Below are 22,529 nucleotides of genomic sequence, written 5' to 3' on the forward strand. Positions count from 1 at the left end.
AATTTTTTTATTTCACAAAGTTTTTCTAGTTGATAGTTATTTATCGAATTCGAGACAAGAAAGCGTTTTCTTTTTTGGTTTTGAAAATAGTCTCCTAACTTGGAGACTACTGTTTTTGCTGAAAAACGCCTTGTTTAAAGGTCCCTTCATAAACAACTTCTTGCTCTGTAGTCAACTTCCCTTGACCTTCAGCCTGACCATTTACAAAATCCCCTTCGTATTTCCAGCCATCTTTTGATTGAAAAGTCCCTTTTCCATTAAAGGCTCCATTATTGAAATCACCTGTATATTGGTCTCCATTTTCAAAGGTCAGAGTTCCTTGACCATTCATTTTTCCTCGTACCAGGGTACCATCATAAACAAGGGCACCGCCATCAAGTGTCAGGGCACCCTTTTTAGGTGTATTTAGTAGAAATACTGAAAGGGCACAGAGTGCAATTACGACTACTGCAATGAACTCTAGCCTAGGGCGAGTTAGGTAAACTCTATACTTTTCATAGATTTGTTTAAGCTTTTCCATTGTCACTCTCATTTTCTAATCGATCTAGCCAGCTTTGACATCCACTTGTGATGCGAGCATAGGTTTCCTCAAAATCTCCTGTATACCAAGGATCTGGAACACTTTCAGATGCAAAAGGGTAGATCTTATACTGCAATTTCTGAGGACACATTTGACGCAGATCTGAAACGTTTGAAGCGTCCATACCGATAATATAATCAAATGACTCAAAATCTTCTCTACGAATCTGGAGTGATGTTTTGTCTTTGTCATACGGGATCCGATATTGCTGGAAAATTCCTTGCGTTCCCTTATGAATCGGATTGCCATGTTCCCATGATGACGTGGCACGACTCTCAATCTGGTAATCGCTCGTCATGGATTTCATCACAAACTCTGCCATGGGGCTACGGCAGATATTTCCTAGGCAAACAAATACTATTTTTCTCATCCCTTTTCCTCTCACTTCATAGAAAAACGGGAGTGACAGGTCCCGTTTTATTCTTCGATTGCTCCGCCTTCGTCAACAACTGTTCCTTCTGGTGTCACAGCTTCTTTGAGTGGCAACACTGTCTTGATAGCAGCCAATTCAAAAGTCAAATAAACGCCATCTACATCAAGTACGATTGTTCTCTTCTCAGTGTCTACTTCATCCACTGTTCCGTAAAGGCCGCCAATTGTAATAACTTCATAGCCTTTTTGAAGTTTATTTAAGCTTTCCATACGCTTTTGAGCTTGTTTCTTTTGAGAACGTTGCATAAAGAACATCAAGGCCATCATACCTACAAGCATGATTAAAAAAGTAATATTTGGATTCATTGTTTTCTCCTTTGTCTTTTACATAGGACTACTATATCAAATTTCAGCTACTTTTACAAGGTTGTACCTTGTTTTTATGGTTATAAAAAATCAGAGCTTTCACTCTGATTTCTGCGATTATTTCAAGTTTTGAACGACTTTGACTAGATTTTCTACCGTAAATCCGTACTCTGCTAATACTTTTGGTGCTGGGGCAGATGCTCCGAAAGTATCAATACCGAGAACTGCACCATCAAGGCCAACATATTTGTACCAGTTTTGAGTTGCACCCATTTCGACTGCAACACGACGGCGGACTGCATTTGGAAGGATTTCTTCCTTGTATGCTGCATCTTGTTTATCAAAGACATCTGTAGATGGCATGCTGACTACGCGGACTTTTTCGCCTTGACTAGTTAATTCTTTGGCAGCTGCGACAGCTAGATTGACCTCTGAACCTGTCGCAATCAAGATTGTATCAAAGTCTACCGCATTTTCATAGACAACATAGGCACCTTTCGCAACCTTGTCGAAGTCTGTTCCCTCTTCGACAGTCAAGTTTTGGCGTGTCAAGACAAGGGCGGTTGGTGTTTTTTTGCTTGTCACTGCAAGGTACCAAGCCGCTTGAGTTTCACGCGCATCTGCTGGGCGGAAAACATTCAGATTTGGCATAGCACGGAGACCTGCTAAGTGTTCAACTGGTTCGTGAGTTGGACCATCTTCACCAACTGCGATCGAATCGTGGGTAAAGACATAAGTCACAGGAAGTCCCTGTAAAGCTGACAAGCGGACAGCTGCTTTCACATAGTCAGAGAAGACGAAGAAAGTACCACCGTATACACGAAGTCCACCGTGAAGGGCCATCCCGTTCAAGATTGTTCCCATAGCAAATTCACGAACACCAAACTGAATGTTGCGGTTCAAGCGATTAGCGTCATCTTGAAGTCCATCCGTTTTGATGTAAGTCATGTTTGAGTGAGCTAGGTCAGCTGATCCGCCTAGGAAGGTTGGCAGTTTGGCAGCTACAACGTTCAAAGCATCTTGACTTGAATTACGAGTTGCTTGAGAGAAGCCATTTTCTATAGCTGGGAAGTCTGCTGGAGTCACTTCAACTGGATCATTTCCATCGATGATAGCTTCTACTTCTGCAGCCAATTCTGGATGCGCTTCTTTATAGTCAGCAACTAATTTAGTCCAAGCTTGATAAGCTGATGCACCACGGTCTGCAACATTTTCCTTGAAATCAGCATAAACTTGCTCTGGAATTTCAAATGGTTCATAATCCCAGCCGAGAGCTTGGCGAGTCGCTGCAGTTTCATCTGCTCCAAGAGGAGCACCGTGTACCGCATTGGTTCCTTGTTTGTTTGGAGAACCGTATCCAATCACAGTCTTCACTTCAATCAAAGATGGTTTGCCTGAAGCTTTAGCTGCTTCGATAGCGGCATGGATTGCTTCCAAGTCAGTCCCATCTTCAACCAAGGCAGTATGCCAACCGTAGGCATTGTAACGGTCACGAACACTTTCAGTAAAGGAATCCTTTGTCTCGCCATCCAAGTTGATGTCATTTGAATCATAAAGGACAACCAACTTGTCAAGTTTTTGCAAGCCTGCGTATGAAGCCGCCTCACTTGAGACACCTTCCATCAAATCTCCGTCTCCACAGATCACATAAGTATAGTGGTCAAAGAGATTATAGCCTTCGCGGTTATATTTGGCTGCCAAGAAACGTTCTGCTTGGGCAAAACCTGTGGCAGTAGAAATTCCCTGTCCTAAAGGACCAGTTGTAGCATCAATTCCTGCTGTATGACCAAATTCTGGGTGACCTGGTGTTTTTGAACCCCATTGACGGAAGTTCTTGACCTCATCCATGCTAACATCTTCAAAGCCAGAAAGGTGAAGAAGAGCATAAAGCAACATAGATCCATGACCTGCTGAGAGGATAAAGCGATCACGGTTGATCCAGTTTGGTTGTGCTGGATTGATACGAAGTTGTTTTGTAAAGAGGCTATAGGCCATAGGAGCAGCCCCCATGACCACACCTGGGTGACCTGAGTTGGCTTTGTTGATGGCGTCAATACCTAGAAAACGAATTGCATTAACAGATAGATTTGACATAGAATTTCCTTTCTCTTTGAGGTGATTAATGAATCACACATCCTATTTTTCTATTATATGAAAAAATGCATAGAATAGCAATAAAACAATTCGCGTTCATCTAACACATTTGATTTGTCTATCCCCTCGTCACTTCATAGTACGGGAGCAAGCGAGTATAAGCGTCTTCTAGCTTCTCCAATATCACTTCTACTGACTGATTTTCAATGAGTGAAACATCTGACTTGACCAAGACTTTTCGGACTTCCTGATTTCTCAGCTTCTCTCGTAAAGTACGACGATTCTCCTCAGTAGACTCCACCTTATGACTTTCTCCATTTGAATAGACTAGATAATAAATTCCTTCTACCGCTGGAAGTTCTAAAACCTTGGCTTGCTTGTCTAAAGTCTGCTCATCTTTCTTGCGCTCGATGAAACTGACTTCCAAAGAAATCCCATAATTAGCAGGTGTTCCATATAAACGAAGAGCCATCATAGGTTCTGTCACTTGTCCGTCTCTCTGTAAATAGGCCCAGAAATGCGGTCGCAAGCGTTGCGCTTGGTTCATCCACTGACTAGTCTGTTGCAGTTGCCATTCTGGATGACTAGCTTGAAAGGTTTTGGCCAATTCTGTAAAAGACTTCCGAGCCTCTTGACCTTTTTGCCGCAAGTCCAACATCTTTTCTCTTTTATCGCCAGCTTTATCAGGATTACGGTACTGGACCCCTGCAAATGATAGGTATTCTCTAACTGCTTTCAGCATATTTGAATCTTTCCTTTCCTAGCAAAAAATCAGGGTGAACCTGATTTTGCTTTGCTTATTCTGCATCTACGACAACATAGCGATTTGGCTCATCACCCTCAGAGTAACTCGTTACGCCATCCATGCGTGAAATAATACGATGGATAATCTTGCGTTCGCTATTTGACATTGGATCTGTTTGCTGGCTATGTCCTTCTTCTAAAACGCGAGTCGCCAATTTTTGAGCGTAGGTTTGTAAGACTTCTGCACGGTGTTCAACGTAATCATTGACATTGATTGTGATGTAGAACGTTCTTGAATAGCGATTATAAAGATAATTTTGCGCCAATAGTTGAAGAGCCTTCAAGACTTTTCCATGGTAGCCGATAATACGGCCTGGTTCATTGGTGTCAATTTGAAGATTGATGGTACGGCGATTGTAGTCGCTTGAAATCGTCCCTTCAACATCCATATCATCTACAATGGTTTGAACGTAGTTAGCTACTTCAGTTGCCACTTGTTCAATGTCATAACTTGGTTCTACTGTCAAGCCTAAGTCTTCCAAAGATTGGCTTGTTACTTCCTGCGTTTCAGTTTCTTTTTCCGGAGCAGATTCCACTTTCTCGGTAGTATTTTCTAATTCCAATTCATTTAAAATTGAAATATGGCCTGTTTCTTCCAAAATTGTGCTGGCATGCTTTTCATTTTTCAGGATTTCAGCCTTGACCTCTTCAGAGACACCTTGACCTTCTTCTTCAATCTTCTTGATGGCTTCCACTACATGCCCCAAATCAACTGTTGCTTCGCTGACGCTCTTTACTGGTTCATTCTTTTCATTGACTTCTTTTGGAACCCCTTTAATAGCCTGCTGATTGGCTTTGATCACTGTCGTTTCACTAATCGCTTCGATATCAACTTGAGCTGGCTTCTTACCAAACAAGCCTAAGAACCCTTTTTTCTCTTTCGAAACAACCTTGATGTGGGCCTTCATTCTTGGAATGTCTAATTCTTTCAATCCTTTTTGGATTGCCTCTTCAACCGTTGAACCTGTAAATAATACCATTACAAGATTCCTCCTTATTTTTTCTTTTTCTGTACTTTTTTCAAGGCTCTTCTCTTCTTACCTTCTAAATCTTTTTCTGCTTGCGCCACTGCTTCTCTTTCAGCAATAATCTTGAAAGGATTGTTCAAGAAATAGGTTTGCAGAACTTGGTAAGCATTGGATACAGCCCAGTACAAGGCTACACCACTTGGAGCAGAGATGGCAAAAACAAAGATCAATACAGGCATACCATACATCATCCCTGTCGTAGCTCCACTTTTTTCGGATAAAGATTTATTTGATAACCAGCTACTCAAGAAGGTAAAGACTGCCGCCAAAATCGGAAGGACAAAACTTGTATCTACTCCTCCCAAATTAATCCATAAAAAGTGACCTGTTTTCAAAAAATCTACTCGACTCAAGGCTTGAAAGAGTGCCAAGAGAACCGGCATTTGTATTAAAATCGGCCAGAGAGAGGATGAATGTTTGATTCCTAACTCTTTATAAACCTTACGCATCTCCTGGTCTAGCTTGGTTCTACTTTCCATATCACGACCCGGGTATTGCTCTCGCAAAGCCTTGATGCGTGGTTGAGCCTCTTGCATTTTTCTAGAGGCAACCATCTGTGTCTGAAAGACCGGTAATAGAATCGTCCGGATCAAAATCGTGAAGAGGATAATCCCCACTCCGATACTAATGTCAAAGGACAAAAAGCGGATAATTTCAGCAAAAAAATAGACGAATTTACTCCAAAAGTCTGTCGAATCTGCTGTTATATCGCTAGCTGTACCATTTGTTGCACAGGCTGTCATGATAAACAAGGACAAGCCCAACAAACTAGTCAACTGTAGTTTCTTTTTCACTCCCATTTCCTTCCTGGTAAATCTTTGATAACTTTAATACGTGGAGTAGATTTTTCTCCATCTCTGCATATTCCAAGGTTTCCACCCCTTTTCGGGCAATCACGACAAAATCAACATGCTCTACTAAACTCCCTTTTATACTTTGTAGAATGTGTCGGATTCGTCTCTTGATTTGATTTCTGGTAACTGCATTCCCCAGCTTTTTGCTGACGGACAGTCCTACTCGAAAATGGTTTTGCTGGTTTCCCAATTGGTAGACAACAAATTTTCGATTGGCAAAACTTGTTCCGTCCTTGAAAATCGCCTTAAAATCTTTCTCTCTTTTTACACGAAAGCTTTTCTTCAAAACTCAACTCCATCTATTAAATTACTACTATTATACCATATTTTTTAAAAAAGCCAATAACAGCAAGGTTTTAGACATTTTCTACATAAAAAAAGCTGGAAAATCTCTTTCCCAACTTCTTTTCACAATCAAATTTTACGTGTATTTACTTATTTTTTCAAGCGCTCAACATCGCGTGCAATCACCAATTCTTCATCTGTTGGAATAACCAAGACACGTATTTTCGCTTCGTCCGTTGAGATGTCTCCCGTTACACCAAAGACATTCTTTTCTGGATCTACATCACAACTAAACCAAGAGATACCTGAAATGACATCCTCACGGAAATTTGCTGCATTTTCACCGATACCTGCTGTGAAGATAATTGCATCTGCTCCATTTAGGACTGCAAGATATTGGCCAATATGTTTTTGGATACGATCAATATACATTTCATAAGCCAAAGTCGCATCATGGTCTCCTGCTTCCATGGCAGCAATCACATCACGCATATCACTTGACTGACCAGAAACTCCCATGAGCCCTGATTCACGATTGAGAATGCGGCTAATATCTTCTGGGGTATTGAAATCCTCTGTATATTGCATGAGATAAGGGATGATAGCAGGGTCAATATCTCCTGTACGAGTTCCCATCATCACACCTCCAAGTGGTGTGAATCCCATAGAAGTATCCACAGACTTCCCACCCTTAACAGCTGTGATAGAAGCCCCATTACCAATATGGCAGGTAATCAATTTCAAATCTTCTAGAGGACGGCCCAAAAGTTTCGCTGCTTCTCCTGCGACAAACTGGTGGCTTGTTCCGTGGGCACCATATTTACGAACCTTGTTTTCTGTGTAGTATTTAGTTGGCAGAGGGTAGCGATAAGCCTTTTCTGGCATGGTTGTGTGGAATGAAGTATCAAATACAACAACACTGGTAATATCTGGAAGCAATTCCTTAAATGCACGAATTCCAGCTGCGTTAGCTGGATTGTGAAGAGGAGCCAAGAGTCCCAACTCCTCAACTTTTTCTATCACATCTCCCTCAACAACTGTTGATTCCTTGAAATATTCACCACCTGCAACGACGCGGTGTCCGACACCTGTAATCTCGTCGTACCCTTTGATGATGTCAAAACGAATCAAGTCATCCAATAAAATTTTAACGGCTTGTGTATGGTCTTCAATATCAAGAATTTGTTGCTCCGAACGACCGTCAAATTTTACTGTTGAAATTGAATCTTTCAATCCAATACGTTCAATCAAGCCTTTAGCCAAAACTTTCTCTTCAGGCATTTGATAAAGTTGCCATTTCAAGCTTGAGCTTCCTGCATTGATTGCAATTGTTTTTGTCATAAGATGATACCTCTTTTTAAGCGTTTTCATCTATTATAACAAAATCTCTTTTATATTTCAGTACCTTTGCTCCAATTTTGAAAATTTTCTTTAAAGTTCAACAAAACTGACGGATCTTGCAAGCTAGTAAGAGGGTAGACAAAGGGTTCTATTTCCTTGTCTCTTTTCTTCTGTAAGACAAAAATACTTTTAGCTTGGCTTGCAGTTGAGAAAATATCCTCTGGCAGAGCGATGATAGCAGCCAGACTCACTTCGTCTTTGAGCCACCCTTTTAACAAATCACTTTGAGGGCTGGTCAATAAATCACTCGGAGCTAGAAAAATAGCATAGCCATTTGACTTAAGGTACTTGAGGCCTTGTTCCATCAGCAAATGATGGGCATAGGTATGTTCTTGACTAGAAGCCACTTGATAACGAGATGCAATGGCATCGTCTGGATAATAGCCAACAGGCAAGTCGCTAATGACCACATCGCTTTCTTTAAGCATTTGCGGACGAACGGCATCGCCTTGAACAAAACCAGCCTGCAAACCAATCACATCTGCCATGCTAGCTGCCAGATCAATCAGCAAGTCATCCACTTCGATTCCCAAGTAATCCACTTTTTTAGCAAGAGAAGTCAAGAAAGTAGCACCTAAAATCCCCATACCAGAACCTATTTCGAGGATGCTAATCTCCTCTTGTTCAAACAACTCTTCCACAACAAGTACCAAGAGGAGGGCAATGGCATCCGGTGTAAACTGGTGATTGGCCTGTAAAGGCTCCGTTTGCCCTGCCTTCATCAAGAGAAACTGGTAGGTTTTGAGCCACTCTTCCTTGCGAAGTGCTAGGCGTTTAAGGGCTTGATTATTCTCCTTGACCTGCTCTAGCTCGGTCTCGCCATCCAGATAGATGCTGTTTTGCTCTACCAAGGCATCATAAAAGTTGGTCGCCAAATCACTTTGGATGATTTGGACATTCTCTAGTAAATAGGTATAAGCTTGTTCAATTTTTTCAAAATCCATATTCCTATCTTATCAAATTTCCCTCCTTTTTTCCATCTGAAGAGAAAAAATCACTGCTTTAGTCAGCGAGTGATTTTTGGGCTACTGTTAAAAAGAGCTCTGCGTAATTTCCTAGGAAAAGACCTTCAGCACTATAAAGAATCTGACTGTCAATGTTCGAAAAACCAAACTGATCGAGTTTGGTTTCCAGTTTAGGCAATTCAAAGCCATGATGGTTGGTATCTGTCTTGACAAAATCAGCAATGAGGACCTGTCCATTCTCCCTAAGGTGATGGTGAAACATAGCAAGAGTCGCATCTAGATCAGGCATATGATGAAGAACTCGACTGACAATAATCAGGTCAAATTGTTGCTCCAAAGGATTCACCAGTAAATCCTGCTCCAAAAACTGGATATTCTTGATGTCTTGTTGCTCAGCTTTCAAACGGGATTGCTCCAGCATTTTCTCAGAGATGTCTACAAGGGTAACAGACTTGGCCTGCTTAGCTAGAGGCAAGGCTAACAGCCCCGTCCCACCACCGAAATCCAGAATTTCTTTGTCTGATAGACGATCAATTTGTTTCTCGACTGCTTGACATACCAAGTTTGCAAGAAAGATATTTTTGGGCGAATCAAAGGTTTCTGCTTTGTGATTAAAATCGTGTTTCATGCTTTTAGTGTAACACAAAGAAGTTGAATTGCCTAGGAATTGGCTTTCTTTTCTGCCTTATCTTCTGTTTTTTGTTGATTTTGTTCTGGGTTTGAATCAGTCGCTACCTGTTGCTTTTTATCCGTTTTCTTTTCCTTGGGTTTCATCGAAGGAAAGAGAAATTCATAGTTGCTCTTATTCATACGAACACTTGTTGCAAAACCTGTTTTCGTATTGTGATACCTGACTTTTCCTAAGTTAAAGACTTGTTCACCACTTTCTTGCTCAGCCTTATCTTTACTTCGCTTGGCCATGGCAAAAGCTGCCAACTTTTCTTTGTTTAGGGCAAAGTCTTTGTGATGGGCTACTTGCCGATTCAAATAAAACTGCAACAAAAGGCTAAAAATGGCTGCCATGGTGACTGCATATAAAAGAACACCTGCCTTAACTTTTTGCTTTTTCCACACGATAGACAAACTCCCTTTCTAAGCCTTTTTGAAATTGGAAGCGAAAGCGAACCAATTGATTTTCCTCTGTGATTTGTGCTGATTTGAGGCCATAAACCATTGGCTGGTAACCTCGTCCACTGCTATCGGTTTTCCGAAAATCATCCGATTTAGACTTCCCTATAGAGATATCCTTACCATCCTGTTTCATGTAGAGGCGATTGCCTTCCACCTTGTCAAACTGCGAACGCTCTAACTCTGCCTCCAGTTGATCCACAAACAAGAGCCACTCCTTTTGCTCGCTTTGCTGCTGGTAACGAACTTCTGAAATGAGGAGCTGACTCATAGCCTGAAAGAGGAGCAAGCCCCCGCTAATGACGATAAGGGCAATCAGAGATTCTAAAAGAGTGAAAGCTCTTACCTTACTACTCTTTAAGATCGAGCAATTTCTCTGAACCATGGTAGACCTCCAATCCTTTTTCACTAGCAAATACCTGAATCTCAACTCCATTTATGTTTACCTGATTTTGCCCTGTTTGCAGAGCCATCTTCGCCACACGCAAGACTTCTTCCTTTTGCAAGATTTCTGCCTCTTCTTGTCTATTTTTCTGAATTTGCCCCAAAAGAAGGGTCGCAATGCTGGCAAACACAGCCAAAGCCACTACTGCTTCTAGTAAGATCACTGCCTTAATTTTTAGTTTCCTTAGTGCGTTTAATTTTTCCATTTCCTAGATATAATTGATAGCGAATCGCTCCTTTGCTGGTCTGAAATTCAACCTTAGCCAGGGACGAATTGCCCCCAGCTCGATCAAATATAATGCTTTGTCCTGATGGTGCCTGAATCCCTTTAGGAATAGTCAAGTTTTGACTGCCGTTACTGATCATCTGCCCATCTAAATTCAAGCTGGTCTTTTGCTGACTGGCTAGACTGCGTTTTTGCGTTTCCCGATAGAGTTCTTCAAACTCCATAAAGAAAATCTGCTCCTCTACCGCCGCAAAAGTGGACTGGACAGATCCAGACAAGCCTAAGGCAAGGATACTCACAAGCCCCAAAACAAGGAGACTTTCCAGCATGGTAAAGGCCTCAATCTGCAACAGTTTGACTTGTTTTTTGTTTTGCATGGTATTCTTTATAAGCCTTGGCTTGCTCTGCTGTGATGCGACCATCCGCCTGTAATTTACTTAGACTCGCATCTTCATTCTTGTCCAGACTATAGAGTTCTGCCTGGCTTTCCACGACCTTGACAACAGCAGCTTTTCCTTTATCATCTACAGCATCCTTTTGCTTGGTCAAATTGGGTACAAAGAGCAAGAGAAGAACGCTGATGATGAGCAAGACGACTAACATTTCTACCAAAGTGAAGGCTTTAACCTTGGCTTTTTTTAAATTTGTCATGAGTTTTTTCATTTTAAAAATTTACCTCCATATTTTGATACATGGGCATGAGCATTGCCGCATAAAGTAAAACGATAATCAGGGCCACAAAGATAAAAACCAGTGGCTGTACTAAGTTCATGGTGCGGTTGACTCGGGTAAAAAAGGCTTCCCAAGTTTTTTCAGCATAGATTTCCAACTCACTCCCCAGCTTGGACTTGACTTCTCCATACTCGATGATGAGACTCAACTCCTTTTTAAAGAAAGGATAGGTCACTATAGTTTGAGAAAATTCGCGACCATTTTGCAGGGCTTGAGCCAGTTCTTGACCGATTTCTTTAAAGAGCTGAGAGCCCTGTTCCTGCATGACCTGAAAAATCTGCGTCAGCTCCATTCCCTGTGAAACCATATTGCCCCATTCACGCGCATAATAAGCTGTCAGATAAGTCTGGACAAAGATTCCAAGAAAGGGAATCCGTGCTAACATAGAGAAGACCCGCATCTTAGAACTTCTTTTGTAGAAAGTGAGGGCTAAAAGTAAAGATAGAGAGCAAACCAACACTAGTCCCAAAAAAAATTGTGGCAGATTGCCGATGATTTGAGTGGCGATATTGCTACTGTCCAGTTGGGGGAGCAAATAATTCCTGAGCCCCAACATGATTAGCAGGAGAAATCCCAGCAAAATCAGAGGATAGGTCGCTACTTCGATTAACTTTTTCTTGACCTTGGCCAAATTATCCAGATATTCTTCTATCTTTGCCAAACTCAGGTGGAGATTTCCATGAACTTCAGCTAGAGATAATTGGGTCACAATGGCACTTGAAAACCCCAAGCTGTTCATCATTTCTGAGAAAGATTCCCCCTGAGATAAGCCTTGGTGCATCTGGGCCACATAGTCCTTTTCCAGCAAAGCACTTCTGCCCAAGAAAGAAATAATTTCCACCAAATGAAAACCACTGGAGAAGAGATTGTTAAACAAGGTGATGATTTTCTTCTGCTTAGCTGTAGCTAATTTTTTCCGTTTCAGCCTGAAGATTTGTGATATGTCCATCTTTAAGAAGCTGGTCAATCTGCTCATTCCAGCTAGCTGGCTGGTGTTCTTGATAGTCTTTGTTTGCAAAGTCAACGATTCCTCCTCCCCCAATTAATCTCTGGTAGCAGACTCCTTGCAGGACAACTGATAGTTCCTCCTCCGTCGCCCCCAACTCCAGAAGACGTTCATAAACACCTCGGATACTCTTGGCATGAATGGTTGAAAAGACCGTCGCACCTGTCAAACTGGCTCTGACAACCGCACGCGCTGTCTCGCTATCCCGAATTTCACCAATAATCAAGAGGTCCGGACGATGCCGGAGAGACAGTTTGATCAGATTTTCATAGGTCAATCCAATCGCCTCATTCAACTGCAACTGGAGCATGTCTTCCTGCTTGATCTCGACAGGATCTTCAATGGACATAACCTGCTGTCCTTTAAACAGAGACTTGGCTAATTCGTGCATCAAGGTCGTCTTGCCACTTCCGACTGGACCTGCAAATAGATAGAGGCCCCGTTGCCTGTACTGCTCGCCCAGTTCGTTCATATCCTGAAACCAGAAATGCAGCTCCTGCTCCTCGTCGTGCAACAAACGAATGACCAAACTCTCATGCCCCCGATAGTCTCCCACGGTAGACAAACGCAGAGAAGACACCTTCTCCCCATACTGATAATCACAAGAGCCCAGCTGACTACGCCTCTTCTCCCCTACATTCATACCCGCTACAAACTTAAAATGACTAATCACAGCAGCTAAAACACCAAACTCATAGGAGTCAACTAGACACCGTTCGTCTCCAACCCGCATGTGAAGCTCGTAGCACTTTTCCTTGGGGATAAAATAGATATCCTGAGCCTTCTTTTCTTTCGCAGTAGCAATAATTTTCTGTGCAATTTCTTGTACCATACCGCCCTCCTTATCTAACTATTCGCAAAAAAATAAAAAAAGCAACTTAAAAAGTTACTTTTTATCTCCATTTCATACGGCAAGAACGGTGTTTTTCTTGACCTGTTTGTTTTTCATAACCTGGACGTAGCTTTTCATCGGGGATGACTTGCTCATCCTGTAAAAGTGCCAAAGAATGGTACTGCTGCAAATACTCATTACACTCATCACACCAGCGTTTATCAGCAGGATCCCAAAAAATAGTCATCAAATCACTCCGACTCTTATAAAGAGGATTCTTCTTTTCCAGCTCAAACCAGCATGATTTATAATATTTTAGAGCATCATAATACTTGTCAAAAGATTGACTCATGATGACATCTTCTTCCCAACCTTCTATGAACCACCACGGTTCAAAGTCCCCATACATTTCTATAACACGATACATTCTTACTACTTCCTTTGTACCGTATATTATATCTAATTTTTTAATACAAGAAAAGGATTTTGCTTATTTCCCCCATTAGAAACTTCTTTAAGCCTATTATTTTCATCTGATAATAAAAATAGGAGTCCTTTATTGACCCCTATTTTTATCTTCTTAGGCTTGATAACGTTTCACACCATCTAGGTAGGTTGCTACCAATTCCAAATCTTTATCTAGTACGATAAAGTCAGCGTCATAACCTTCACGGATTTGACCACAGACATCATCGATGTGAACAGATTTTGCTGGGTTGAGACTGGCCATCATGACGGCTTCATGCGGATTCGCAATGCCCCATTCGACTACATTTTTCAAACCATCTTTGAGTTTGAGGATAGAACCTGCCAAATTGCCTGTAGATTTGAGGCGAGCAGTTCCATTGGCAACTACTACTGGGAATTCTCCCAACATGTAGTCTCCATCTTCCAAGCCACCAGCTGTCATACAGTCTGTGATAAGAGCGATATTTTCAGTTCCTTTTTGTTTGAGCAAAATATCACAGGCCTTTGGATCTACGTGGTGACCATCACAAATCAATTCAGCGTAAGTATGTGGCAACTCATACATGGCTCCCACCATACCGAGCTCACGGTGAGTCAACCCACGCATTCCATTGTAGGCATGTACCCAAACACTCGCTCCAGCATCGACTGCTTTTTTAGCTTCATCAAAAGTCGCATTGGAGTGTCCAAGAGCAACAGTCACTCCTTCACCCGTAATTGTACGAACAAAGTCTTCTACACCTTCACGTTCTGGTGCAAGGGCAATTTTATTAAGCAAGCCATTTGCTGCTTTTTGCCAAGCACGAAACTCATCCATACGAGGATCTTTCATGTAAGCAGGGTTTTGAGCTCCTTTGTATTTCTCTGTGAAATAAGGCCCTTCAAAATAGATCCCACGAATCTTGGCTCCACTTGCTTCCTGGTAACGAGCACCGATATTTTCTGTTACTGCAAGCAACTGCTCGTAAGAGGAAGTCAACGTCGTTGGCAAGAAGCTGGTAACACCTGTGCTAAGCAATCCTTCACTCATAGTATGAAGGGTTCCTTCGATGTTATTATCCATGACATCCACACCGCCAAATCCATGAATGTGGGTATCCACAAGTCCTGGGGCAATACTATAACCTGTATAGTCAATCACCTCAGCTCCTTCAGGAATCTGTTCTACATGTTTGCCAAACTTGCCATCCACAAGTTCCAAGTAACCGCCACGACGAACTCCGTGTGGGTAGAAAAACTGATCCGCTTTAATATAATTAGGCATAATGATAACCTCCTTGATAGATTGATTCTAGAATTTATTATGTCAATTACATTATAAACCTTTCTTTTTCATTTGTAAATGGTATAGACCTATTTTCTAGAGATATTTTAAAAGAGCTGGATTTCTCCAACTCTTTGATCTTATTTTGATTTTACAGGCAGTTCTTGAGCAGCCTTAACAGCAGCTGCAATCGTCTCTGCGTAAAGTTTAGCACCTTCTTCAATCATGTTGCTATCATTCCCAAAGTGGACTTGGTCAGTTCCAGCCCAGATTTCAGGGTGTTCCTTAGCGACCTTATTCCAGTCAGCGACGCTCACATATGGATTCTTTTCAGCTAATTCTCTCGCATAAGCCGCATACTGCTCCACTGATGCATAAGTGTCCTTGCTCTTGTCTCCCTCATAAGGTGTCACCAGTATCAGATGGTGTCCTTTCGGTAGATTGTTAACGATGCTGTCCAAATCATTCTTATAGCCTTCAGGATTGTTGACCCCCGTTGCAATGACAACTGTTTTTAAAAGCGCCTTGTTCTGACTATTATTGAGCATGATGTCATTGGCTTGCTTGGTCGTCCGACTAACCTGAGCATTGATATTTGCATCAGGAAGTGCCTCTTTTAAGGCTGTATTGGCACGTAAAGTCACTGAATCCCCAATCAGACTCGTTCCTTCAGAAATTCCTAGTCGACTGACTTCAGCTTGTTCAGCAAGAGTCTTTGTTTGTCCTATATTGGTCTGAGCTTGCTTGAAACCATTGATCATCAAGTCTGTCTCAAAGGCTCCAACTTGAGGAGCCATAGCTATGATAATCAAGGTAAGTAAGGAAAGAGCGCCCACAATACTAGCACTAAAGGGTTTGATATGATGTAGCTTAGTGATTTTTCTAACTAAAGCGTTGGTCTTACCAGCAATCAATGGCTCAATAATATAGAAGGATAGGATAGCAAAGAAATAAGAAAAGATAACGGTTAAAATAACAGCGGGCAGATTGCTCATCAACTGAGAAAAGATAATATAAAAAGGCCAGTGGAAGAGATAAACCGCGTAGCTGGTATCCGCTAAAAATGTGATTATATGAGGTTCTTGTATCTCAGGCGTTTTCTCATGCAAGACACGCGCAGCAAAAATCATGGTCACGGCCGCTAAACTTGCCAGTAAGAAACCAAATAGATAAGCGAACAGGTAGGTAAACTTGACAAAGAAGGTCAAGAGTACTAATACCAAGAGGCCTGCAGCAAACACCAGTAAATTCTGACGAAGATCCCACGTCCGGTCAAACTGCTTGACTAAATCGCTCGTCTGACGAACCCCTACAACCGTCGCCAAAATGCTTCCTAAAAAGAAGGGATAGACATGGGTTAAACTTGAAAAGTAGACAGACGAATGGGAACTAGCCATTAGACTACCAATAAACATGGAGAAAAAGCTAATGATGAAAGCTCCCGTAGAAAGAAGAAATACCATCCCTTTCAATTGACTACTAGATTTTGAACGTTTCGATAAGAACCAAACCGCTAAGCCCCAAAGAATATAGTAGTGAACCTCAACGGCTAGACTCCAGTTGTGAACAAAGAGATGCGGAATGAACTGAGATTCGTAACTTCCCCCTGTTAACATCTCATAGAAGTTGGTCATAAAACCAAAAACTCCAGCAATCTGACCGCCAATTCCAGCAACATAGTCTTGGCGAACTAGGAGGGTAAAGGGCATGGTCACCAAAACCATCAGAACCACAGGTGGTACGATGCGGTAAAACCGTCTCTTAAAAAAGCCTAGTAAATCAATCTGGCGTTTTCTTCCAAATTCTTCTAAAAGGAGGGCAGTAATCAAAAATCCTGAAAAAGTGAAAAAGACATCTACCCCAAAGAAGCCTCCAGGAAAGATTGTTTGAAAGAAGTGGTACAAGAGCACCAAAAGTAAACCTGTAATCCTAATCAAGGAAAACCATTTAATACGCATACGAGTTTATTCCCCACTCAATTAGATCGTAAAAACATCTAATTTTTATTCCATAATACACCTTATTTTATCAAAAAAAGAAGAAAAATCCTAAGAGAAAACTTAGGATTTCAGCATTCTATTTTTACACTTTAGAAATTGCGTCCTGACTTGTTGTAGCCATATTTTTCCACAAAATACTCACGGAATTCCAAGAGGTTGTCATCCATGATGGCTTGGCGTACTTGCTTCATCAGGTTGAGCAAGAAGTAGAGATTGTGGTAGCTAGTCAAGCGGATACCAAAGGTTTCATCAGCCTTGAGCAGGTGGCGAAGGTAGGCGCGTGTATAGTTCTTACATGTGTAGCAATCACACTCAGGATCCAGTGGCGTAAAATCCTCAGCAAACTGAGCATTCTTGACAACCAAACGACCTTGGCTGGTCATACAAGTCCCGTTACGAGCGATACGAGTCGGCAGGACACAGTCAAACATATCCACACCACGAATGACCCCATCAATCAAGCTATCTGGTGCTCCCACTCCCATCAGGTAGCGAGGTTTGTTTTCTGGGAGAAGTTGGGTTGTGAAGTCCAAGACTGCATTCATCTCTTCGTGGGTTTCTCCCACAGCCAAACCACCGATAGAGTAGCCAGGGAAGTCCATGCTAACAAGGTCGTGAGCTGACTGACGGCGAAGGTCTTCAAATCCTGCCCCCTGTACAATTCCAAACAAACCTTGGTCATGTGGGCGACGGTGAGCCTTCAAACCACGCTCAGCCCAACGGCTAGTACGCTCGATGGATTTCTTAACGTAGTCATAAGGTTGATAAAATTGAGGACATTCGTCAAAGGACATCATGATGTCTGAGCCTAGATTATTCTGAATAGAGATAGCCTTTTCTGGCGATAGGAACATCTTGGAGCCATTGAGATGGTTTTTAAAGGTTACTCCTTCTTCGGTGATATTTCGGCTATCTGCTAGGGAATAAACCTGGAAGCCACCACTATCCGTCAAGATTGGTTGGTCCCAGTTCATAAATTTGTGGAGACCACCTGCGCGTGCGATGAGTTCATCTCCTGGGCGAAGCCATAGATGATAAGTATTAGAGAGGATAATTCCTGATCCCATCTCCTTCAATTCCTCTGGCGACTGGGTTTTAACAGTGGCTTGGGTCCCAACTGGCATAAACATAGGTGTCGGGAAGGTACCGTGTGGGGTGATGATTTCTCCTAGACGAGCTCCTGTGTGTTTTTCTTTCTTAATCAAACGGTATTTGATTGGTGAATCTGACATTTTCTACCTCCGAAGCTGGGAAATACAGTCCCAGTTCATACTTTGCGCCCAAAGGCATACTGTATGATTTTATCAAAAAAACCAGGAACTGTCACGAACTATGATATAATGAAAGAATGAAATACCCAAAAATTGATTTAAAAACCATTCGTCTGCAGACGAGGCAGTTTCAGGCTGAAAATCCCCGCCTCCTTCTCGTCTATCTATTACCTAGCATACTGGTCATCTTATCAGGCTTTCTAAACCCCTTGGCTCGTCTCCAAGAAAGTGTTTTAGAGCAATCCTTTTTCAGCATGCTGGCACAAGTGCTCCAAGCCTATCTCTTCCCGTTAGTGGTTTCTTTTGTGAGCACGATTTTTCTAGCAGGTGCTGCCTTTGCGACACTCCGACTCCTCAAGGATCCTGATACAGAACTCTCAGTAAAATCAAGCCTAGCCCTCTTTGCTGAAGAGCGCTTCTCGCAAACCTTCCTAACTCTGCTCCTCAAACGTTTCTACCTCTTTTTATGGAGCATTCCAAACTTAGTAGGCGTTTATTTTCTCTTTTATAGCAACCTATTGGCTCGGAGATTTGTCGCCCTACATCCTGAATTTCCAAAATTAGACCTCTCATCCGTTGAAACGGAGCAGTTCCTTATGACCTTTGGACTCTACTTTTTCGCGAGTCTCATCTTGATGATTGTAGGGAACATCCTCTACGTTCCGCAACATTATGCCTACTCACAGGTAGAATTCCTCCTCTGCGACACTCTGGATTTAGGCCAGGCTAAACCAAGCCAAATCCTTAAAACTAGCCGTTTCTTGATGAAGGGTTACAAGTTTCAACGCTTTGTCCTCGACCTACAACTACTCCCTTGGTACTTCCTCAATTGGATTACTTTTGGAATTGCTAGTTTTTCAATCCTTCCCTATATCCAAAACAATCACATCTTCTTTTACAGAGCCCTACTAGCCCGTAAACGTCGAAATGGATAAGAGCATATAAAAACCAGCGTCATTCAGGACGCTGGTTTTCTTATTTCAAAAGCAACATACTCAGCAGAGTCAAAATAGCAGGCCCACCTTGCTTCAGAAGAATCTTCTTGTCTGCTGTCAGAGAACCGTAGGTCGCTGCACTAAGCACAAATAAAACAAAGATGGTCACAATTTCCAAGCTTTGCGAAAAATAAATCCCGTACAAGAGAAACACACCTATCAAAGCATTATAAATTCCTTGATTTTTAAAGAGTGAACTCACTGAAGGACGAGCCAGTTCTTCCTTATCCACATTAAACACTCGACTAGTAGTATCTGATTGCGTAACCACACTTTCCAAATAAAAAATGTAAAAATGCTCCAAAGCAACGATAGTTGCTAAAACAATTGTAAAAATAGACATATTCTTCTCCTTAAATTTCTATCTCTTCTAAGCCAGATATCAACTTTTCTAACAAGCGACTGAACTCTTCTCGCTCTCCTTTGGTAAGTACACTCTCCATCTGACTCTTTACGTTTATATGGTGTTGGGGAGAGTTGGTTACTAGTTGTTCTCTCGCAAAGTCTGTGACTTCCACCAAAACCTCCCTCTGGTTTTCAGGATTCCGACGTCGATTAACCAAACCTTCCTTTTCCAAAATTTTAAAGTGCCGTGTCAAGGCAGCCTGATCAATCTTCAATCTCTCCTGAACCGCTATTTGATTACACGGAGACTGATCGATTAAGAAACATAAGATTTGATAACGAGTCAGACTAATCCCCAATTGTCGTTCGAATAGTTGTGTCATAGACTGATCTGCCAACCGTAGTTGATACAGTAAATCTTGGATTGCTACCATCATTCCCTCTTAACATATTTGATTTGTCAACTATTGACTTATCAAGTATACTATAGGCTAAAAAATAAATCAAGAAATATACTCGTGTTTTGAATATATGATCTCAATCTTTTTTGAAGATAAACAAAAACGACCAGATTTTCTAGCCGTTTTACTAACATAGTATTATTTCATATGTTGAACAATTATTCGATAAGCTATTCTTATCAACCATAAAACAAGTAAACAGACCAACACAATAGCTGGAGCAACCAATACCGGTTTTAACTGCGTCGCCTCTGCCGTCACACGTGCAGGTTTCGTAGCATTTGCTATACGATGCCCCCTAACAAGCAATCGATGAGTATTTACTCCATAAGGTGTACAGGTGACCAAGGTCACATAATCTTGATTTGGATCAATAGCTAGAGCAGAAACATCATCTGGCGTTACTGTTACAATCTGGTCGACCTCATAAGTCAGTGTCTCATTCAGTACTTGAATAAGAAAAGTATCCCCCTCCACTAACTGATCAATATCCGTAAAAAGTTTTGCAGATGGTAAACCACGATGTCCTGAAATAACAGAGTGAGTTCCAATCCCTCCTACGGGAAGAGAGGTCCCTGGAATATGACCGATAGCTACCTGTAGGATAGTATCGTCTGTTCCATGGTAGATAGGCATCGTTGTATTTAATTTTGGAATTTCAACATAAGCCATGATTCCAGTGCCTGTCACATCAAGCGTTTGATTGTAAATTTCTTCATGAGACGAAGGAATATCTAAATCTGGAATCACATCTTTGTCTAAGTTCTGATTATATTCATGGGCATCTGCCAGCATTTTCTTATAATCATTCTCTTTCAAATCTGCCACTTTTTCCACGTATCCAGCTACTGCTTTAGACTGATGAAATGAATTCCAGTAGTCACTTATTGTCGGATACGACAACATAGAGACTCCAAGGAATAAAAGGAAGACCAATATTATCGTGATGGCATTTTCTTTTATTTTGTCAATCATAAGTCAAAAAGGTCTCCTTATCTTATCGAATTTAAAATCATTTAGAAAGGAAGAACGGAGATAGTCTCCCATCTCCGACCCCCTATTCAAGAAACATTAAATATTAGTTTTTCATACGTTTTTTTGTAACAAGTAGGATACCTGCTGCTACAACAAGTACAGAACCCGCTACATAAAGAACAGTCGTACCAACGCTACCAGTTGAAGGAAGAATTGATCCCTTTTTATTTTCAACTTGCGTAGTCAATGAACCTTCGTCAACATTCTTAGAGAAGTTAATATTTCCTGAAACTTTCTCTCCATTCAAATCTGTCAATTTAGGTGCATCAGATTCCACATCATGAGTTGCAACCACTTTAAAAGTGATTGGTTTAATTGTGTTGTATCCTGCTGGTGTCACTGTTTCTTTGAGAACATACTCACCATCATCTAAACCTTTAAATGTAAATTGAGTCCCTGCATCATTCTTTACCACTGACACAGCTTTTTCAGTCCCATCTTTCATTTTTTTGAAAAGTGTAAATTCCGCACCTGTCAATGGTTGGTTGTTTTGATCCACCTTATTAACTACAGTCTTATAAGTAAATACAATAACTGTATCTTTTGGTGTCTTACCAGTATCTTTTGGTTTACCTGTCCCATTTTCATTTGGATTGTTTGAGTAAATCAATTCCACTTCGTTAGGGTTACCTTTGGCACCAATCACTGCATCTATAGTCAATGTTGCAGTGTAGTCAACTGTAACTTTACCACCAGCTGTTCCTCCCAATGCTTTAACATCAGTAATCGCAACGGATAGTTTTGTCGCTCCAGTAGCAGTATCTTTTTCAGTCGTAATTTTATATTGACCTGCTGTTAAGACAGATTCCCCAACTTTTACAGTTAATGAATCCGCATTGAATTCTAATCCTTTTGAAAGTGTATCTGAAAACTCTAGATAATAAGTTTGGTACTTATCAAAATTAGTCTTTGGTAATGTTGCTGTCAATTGGAAAGGAACATTATCCCCAAAGTCATAGTCAGCTGAATCCTGCCAGTCAGTAGTTTCACCAGTAGTGTCATTTGTATCTTTTACTTTTTTAATTACACTTGGTACATCAGCCTTTGGCTTTACTGTTTCATCTTTAATAACTTTCAAGATATAAGCAGTATAAGCTTTACCATCTTTACCAGTAAGAGAGTTGTCCTTATCTTTGATTAAGTAGTAACCAGCTTCTGGCACTTCGATAGAACTTGAACCAGATGCTGTAGGCTGTTTCAAATGTTTCGCAGCTTCTTTTGAGAACTCCACCGCATTCGATTCTGTGAGTCCCTCAGCAATTTTCGCTGCTTCATTACTTCCATGAAATTCAAATGGTGTAACTCCAGTTCCCCACTGAATATTTGACAACGTACTATCATTCAAGTCACCCTTGAAAATCTGATAAGCCTCAAAAGTATGGCCATCTGTTTCACCATTGATTGTAATGGTATAGGCATACGCCTTACCACCAACGAAGGTAACTAGCAAGGCAACAATCGCTGCCAAGAAAAACTTTAATTTTTTCATGTTATGTATGTATCTCCTTTTTTTATTTTTTATAACATGTGTGTGCGCCTCAAACGCGATAGTTAATATACAAGAATGTGACAT

Annotated in this window: 27 protein-coding genes; 1 reads left to right on the top strand and 26 read right to left on the bottom strand. The window is 41.3% G+C overall.

Translation table 11 applies throughout. The features are described from left to right. Positions 1 to 106: 106 nt before the first annotated feature. From FOA33_RS08320 to tgt, 22 genes are all read right to left on the bottom strand, one after another. Positions 107 to 520 (bottom strand): MORN repeat-containing protein, encoded by a 414-nt coding sequence (locus FOA33_RS08320; protein WP_000413196.1) that lies wholly within the window; start codon positions 518 to 520, stop codon positions 107 to 109. Beyond that, positions 507 to 950 (bottom strand): low molecular weight protein-tyrosine-phosphatase, encoded by a 444-nt coding sequence (locus FOA33_RS08325; protein ID WP_125841196.1) that lies wholly within the window; start codon positions 948 to 950, stop codon positions 507 to 509. Before FOA33_RS08325 ends, FOA33_RS08320 begins: the two co-directional genes overlap by 14 nt. A gap of 47 nt (positions 951 to 997) precedes the next feature. Continuing rightward, on the bottom strand, positions 998 to 1,318 hold the full coding sequence (gene yajC / locus FOA33_RS08330; RefSeq protein WP_001069055.1) for a preprotein translocase subunit YajC: 321 nt from the start codon (positions 1,316 to 1,318) through the stop codon (positions 998 to 1,000). Between the two features lie 117 nt (positions 1,319 to 1,435). Then, on the bottom strand, positions 1,436 to 3,412 hold the full coding sequence (gene tkt / locus FOA33_RS08335) for a transketolase (RefSeq protein WP_221161249.1): 1,977 nt from the start codon (positions 3,410 to 3,412) through the stop codon (positions 1,436 to 1,438). Between the two features lie 118 nt (positions 3,413 to 3,530). Next, complete coding sequence (locus tag FOA33_RS08340) at positions 3,531 to 4,154, bottom strand: ribonuclease P (protein WP_221161250.1); 624 nt, start codon at positions 4,152 to 4,154, stop codon at positions 3,531 to 3,533. A gap of 55 nt (positions 4,155 to 4,209) precedes the next feature. Then, a complete protein-coding gene (gene jag, locus FOA33_RS08345) occupies positions 4,210 to 5,196 on the bottom strand; it encodes an RNA-binding cell elongation regulator Jag/EloR (RefSeq protein ID WP_221161251.1) in 987 nt (328 codons plus the stop codon). 14 nt (positions 5,197 to 5,210) lie between these two features. Then, on the bottom strand, positions 5,211 to 6,038 hold the full coding sequence (locus FOA33_RS08350) for a membrane protein insertase YidC (protein ID WP_221161252.1): 828 nt from the start codon (positions 6,036 to 6,038) through the stop codon (positions 5,211 to 5,213). Continuing rightward, positions 6,013 to 6,384 (bottom strand): ribonuclease P protein component, encoded by a 372-nt coding sequence (rnpA, locus tag FOA33_RS08355; protein WP_221161253.1) that lies wholly within the window; start codon positions 6,382 to 6,384, stop codon positions 6,013 to 6,015. Before rnpA ends, FOA33_RS08350 begins: the two co-directional genes overlap by 26 nt. Before the next feature lie 149 nt (positions 6,385 to 6,533). Continuing rightward, positions 6,534 to 7,724: an acetate kinase gene (locus FOA33_RS08360; RefSeq protein WP_221161254.1), complete on the bottom strand. Its 1,191-nt coding sequence runs from the start codon at positions 7,722 to 7,724 to the stop codon at positions 6,534 to 6,536. 50 nt (positions 7,725 to 7,774) lie between these two features. Further along, on the bottom strand, positions 7,775 to 8,728 hold the full coding sequence (locus FOA33_RS08365; protein WP_221161255.1) for a class I SAM-dependent methyltransferase: 954 nt from the start codon (positions 8,726 to 8,728) through the stop codon (positions 7,775 to 7,777). Positions 8,729 to 8,786: 58 nt separating this feature from the next. Further along, positions 8,787 to 9,377 carry a class I SAM-dependent methyltransferase gene (locus FOA33_RS08370; protein ID WP_221161256.1) on the bottom strand — a complete coding sequence of 197 codons (591 nt, stop codon included), beginning with the start codon at positions 9,375 to 9,377 and terminating at the stop codon, positions 8,787 to 8,789. 32 nt (positions 9,378 to 9,409) lie between these two features. Continuing rightward, positions 9,410 to 9,823 (bottom strand): competence type IV pilus minor pilin ComGG, encoded by a 414-nt coding sequence (gene comGG / locus FOA33_RS08375; RefSeq protein ID WP_221161257.1) that lies wholly within the window; start codon positions 9,821 to 9,823, stop codon positions 9,410 to 9,412. Next, positions 9,801 to 10,262 carry a competence type IV pilus minor pilin ComGF gene (gene comGF / locus FOA33_RS08380; protein WP_221161258.1) on the bottom strand — a complete coding sequence of 154 codons (462 nt, stop codon included), beginning with the start codon at positions 10,260 to 10,262 and terminating at the stop codon, positions 9,801 to 9,803. Before comGF ends, comGG begins: the two co-directional genes overlap by 23 nt. Further along, positions 10,228 to 10,527, bottom strand: coding sequence for a competence type IV pilus minor pilin ComGE (gene comGE, locus FOA33_RS08385; protein ID WP_221161259.1), 300 nt, complete (start codon positions 10,525 to 10,527; stop codon positions 10,228 to 10,230). Before comGE ends, comGF begins: the two co-directional genes overlap by 35 nt. Next, a complete protein-coding gene (gene comGD, locus FOA33_RS08390) occupies positions 10,490 to 10,924 on the bottom strand; it encodes a competence type IV pilus minor pilin ComGD (protein WP_221161260.1) in 435 nt (144 codons plus the stop codon). Before comGD ends, comGE begins: the two co-directional genes overlap by 38 nt. Then, on the bottom strand, positions 10,887 to 11,210 hold the full coding sequence (comGC, locus tag FOA33_RS08395) for a competence type IV pilus major pilin ComGC (protein WP_000735802.1): 324 nt from the start codon (positions 11,208 to 11,210) through the stop codon (positions 10,887 to 10,889). Before comGC ends, comGD begins: the two co-directional genes overlap by 38 nt. Position 11,211: 1 nt before the next feature. Further along, positions 11,212 to 12,228, bottom strand: a complete 1,017-nt coding sequence (gene comGB / locus FOA33_RS08400; protein WP_221161298.1) for a competence type IV pilus assembly protein ComGB — start codon at positions 12,226 to 12,228, stop codon at positions 11,212 to 11,214. Next, on the bottom strand, positions 12,176 to 13,117 hold the full coding sequence (gene comGA / locus FOA33_RS08405) for a competence type IV pilus ATPase ComGA (RefSeq protein WP_221161261.1): 942 nt from the start codon (positions 13,115 to 13,117) through the stop codon (positions 12,176 to 12,178). Before comGA ends, comGB begins: the two co-directional genes overlap by 53 nt. 61 nt (positions 13,118 to 13,178) lie before the next feature. Continuing rightward, the gene (locus tag FOA33_RS08410) at positions 13,179 to 13,544 is read right to left on the bottom strand and encodes a DUF1033 family protein (protein ID WP_000286397.1); all 366 of its coding nucleotides are present in this window, start codon (positions 13,542 to 13,544) and stop codon (positions 13,179 to 13,181) included. 153 nt (positions 13,545 to 13,697) lie between these two features. Next, on the bottom strand, positions 13,698 to 14,849 hold the full coding sequence (gene nagA, locus FOA33_RS08415) for an N-acetylglucosamine-6-phosphate deacetylase (RefSeq protein WP_001134442.1): 1,152 nt from the start codon (positions 14,847 to 14,849) through the stop codon (positions 13,698 to 13,700). 140 nt (positions 14,850 to 14,989) lie between these two features. Further along, positions 14,990 to 16,807, bottom strand: coding sequence for an acyltransferase family protein (locus FOA33_RS08420; protein WP_221161262.1), 1,818 nt, complete (start codon positions 16,805 to 16,807; stop codon positions 14,990 to 14,992). Positions 16,808 to 16,938: 131 nt separating this feature from the next. After that, entirely contained in the window at positions 16,939 to 18,081 is a 1,143-nt protein-coding gene (gene tgt, locus FOA33_RS08425) for a tRNA guanosine(34) transglycosylase Tgt (RefSeq protein ID WP_001285237.1), read from the bottom strand. 116 nt (positions 18,082 to 18,197) lie between these two features. On the opposite strand from tgt, the gene FOA33_RS08430 reads away from it, so the two are divergent. Beyond that, on the top strand, positions 18,198 to 19,055 hold the full coding sequence (locus tag FOA33_RS08430) for a DUF975 family protein (protein ID WP_221161263.1): 858 nt from the start codon (positions 18,198 to 18,200) through the stop codon (positions 19,053 to 19,055). 40 nt (positions 19,056 to 19,095) lie between these two features. Here the strand turns inward: FOA33_RS08430 and FOA33_RS08435 are convergent, their stop codons facing one another. The 4 genes from FOA33_RS08435 to FOA33_RS08450 form a co-directional block, all read right to left on the bottom strand. Next, a complete protein-coding gene (locus tag FOA33_RS08435) occupies positions 19,096 to 19,458 on the bottom strand; it encodes a DUF1304 domain-containing protein (protein WP_221161264.1) in 363 nt (120 codons plus the stop codon). A gap of 10 nt (positions 19,459 to 19,468) precedes the next feature. Continuing rightward, the gene (locus tag FOA33_RS08440; protein WP_221161265.1) at positions 19,469 to 19,894 is read right to left on the bottom strand and encodes a MarR family winged helix-turn-helix transcriptional regulator; all 426 of its coding nucleotides are present in this window, start codon (positions 19,892 to 19,894) and stop codon (positions 19,469 to 19,471) included. Positions 19,895 to 20,059: 165 nt separating this feature from the next. After that, positions 20,060 to 20,896 (bottom strand): class C sortase, encoded by an 837-nt coding sequence (locus FOA33_RS08445; protein ID WP_221161266.1) that lies wholly within the window; start codon positions 20,894 to 20,896, stop codon positions 20,060 to 20,062. A 103-nt stretch (positions 20,897 to 20,999) separates the two neighbouring features. Continuing rightward, entirely contained in the window at positions 21,000 to 22,445 is a 1,446-nt protein-coding gene (locus FOA33_RS08450; protein WP_221161267.1) for an isopeptide-forming domain-containing fimbrial protein, read from the bottom strand. Positions 22,446 to 22,529 lie beyond the last annotated feature (84 nt).

This window comes from Streptococcus cristatus (assembly GCF_019685515.1).
Classification (GTDB): Bacteria; Bacillota; Bacilli; order Lactobacillales; family Streptococcaceae; genus Streptococcus.

Coding starts and splice junctions, on each gene's coding strand:
- FOA33_RS08370 (WP_221161256.1), bottom strand. CDS start 9,377: ATGAAACACGATTTTAATCACAAAGCAGAAACCTTTGATTCGCCCAAA.
- yajC (WP_001069055.1), bottom strand. CDS start 1,318: ATGAATCCAAATATTACTTTTTTAATCATGCTTGTAGGTATGATGGCC.
- FOA33_RS08430 (WP_221161263.1), top strand. CDS start 18,198: ATGAAATACCCAAAAATTGATTTAAAAACCATTCGTCTGCAGACGAGG.
- FOA33_RS08360 (WP_221161254.1), bottom strand. CDS start 7,724: ATGACAAAAACAATTGCAATCAATGCAGGAAGCTCAAGCTTGAAATGG.
- comGB (WP_221161298.1), bottom strand. CDS start 12,228: ATGGACATATCACAAATCTTCAGGCTGAAACGGAAAAAATTAGCTACA.
- tkt (WP_221161249.1), bottom strand. CDS start 3,412: ATGTCAAATCTATCTGTTAATGCAATTCGTTTTCTAGGTATTGACGCC.
- FOA33_RS08340 (WP_221161250.1), bottom strand. CDS start 4,154: ATGCTGAAAGCAGTTAGAGAATACCTATCATTTGCAGGGGTCCAGTAC.
- FOA33_RS08445 (WP_221161266.1), bottom strand. CDS start 20,896: ATGATTGACAAAATAAAAGAAAATGCCATCACGATAATATTGGTCTTC.
- FOA33_RS08365 (WP_221161255.1), bottom strand. CDS start 8,728: ATGGATTTTGAAAAAATTGAACAAGCTTATACCTATTTACTAGAGAAT.
- jag (WP_221161251.1), bottom strand. CDS start 5,196: ATGGTATTATTTACAGGTTCAACGGTTGAAGAGGCAATCCAAAAAGGA.
- FOA33_RS08435 (WP_221161264.1), bottom strand. CDS start 19,458: ATGTCTATTTTTACAATTGTTTTAGCAACTATCGTTGCTTTGGAGCAT.
- FOA33_RS08420 (WP_221161262.1), bottom strand. CDS start 16,807: ATGCGTATTAAATGGTTTTCCTTGATTAGGATTACAGGTTTACTTTTG.
- nagA (WP_001134442.1), bottom strand. CDS start 14,849: ATGCCTAATTATATTAAAGCGGATCAGTTTTTCTACCCACACGGAGTT.
- comGF (WP_221161258.1), bottom strand. CDS start 10,262: ATGGTTCAGAGAAATTGCTCGATCTTAAAGAGTAGTAAGGTAAGAGCT.
- FOA33_RS08320 (WP_000413196.1), bottom strand. CDS start 520: ATGGAAAAGCTTAAACAAATCTATGAAAAGTATAGAGTTTACCTAACT.
- comGC (WP_000735802.1), bottom strand. CDS start 11,210: ATGAAAAAACTCATGACAAATTTAAAAAAAGCCAAGGTTAAAGCCTTC.
- comGD (WP_221161260.1), bottom strand. CDS start 10,924: ATGCAAAACAAAAAACAAGTCAAACTGTTGCAGATTGAGGCCTTTACC.
- comGE (WP_221161259.1), bottom strand. CDS start 10,527: ATGGAAAAATTAAACGCACTAAGGAAACTAAAAATTAAGGCAGTGATC.
- FOA33_RS08450 (WP_221161267.1), bottom strand. CDS start 22,445: ATGAAAAAATTAAAGTTTTTCTTGGCAGCGATTGTTGCCTTGCTAGTT.
- FOA33_RS08410 (WP_000286397.1), bottom strand. CDS start 13,544: ATGTATCGTGTTATAGAAATGTATGGGGACTTTGAACCGTGGTGGTTC.
- FOA33_RS08440 (WP_221161265.1), bottom strand. CDS start 19,894: ATGGTAGCAATCCAAGATTTACTGTATCAACTACGGTTGGCAGATCAG.
- FOA33_RS08325 (WP_125841196.1), bottom strand. CDS start 950: ATGAGAAAAATAGTATTTGTTTGCCTAGGAAATATCTGCCGTAGCCCC.
- comGA (WP_221161261.1), bottom strand. CDS start 13,117: ATGGTACAAGAAATTGCACAGAAAATTATTGCTACTGCGAAAGAAAAG.
- tgt (WP_001285237.1), bottom strand. CDS start 18,081: ATGTCAGATTCACCAATCAAATACCGTTTGATTAAGAAAGAAAAACAC.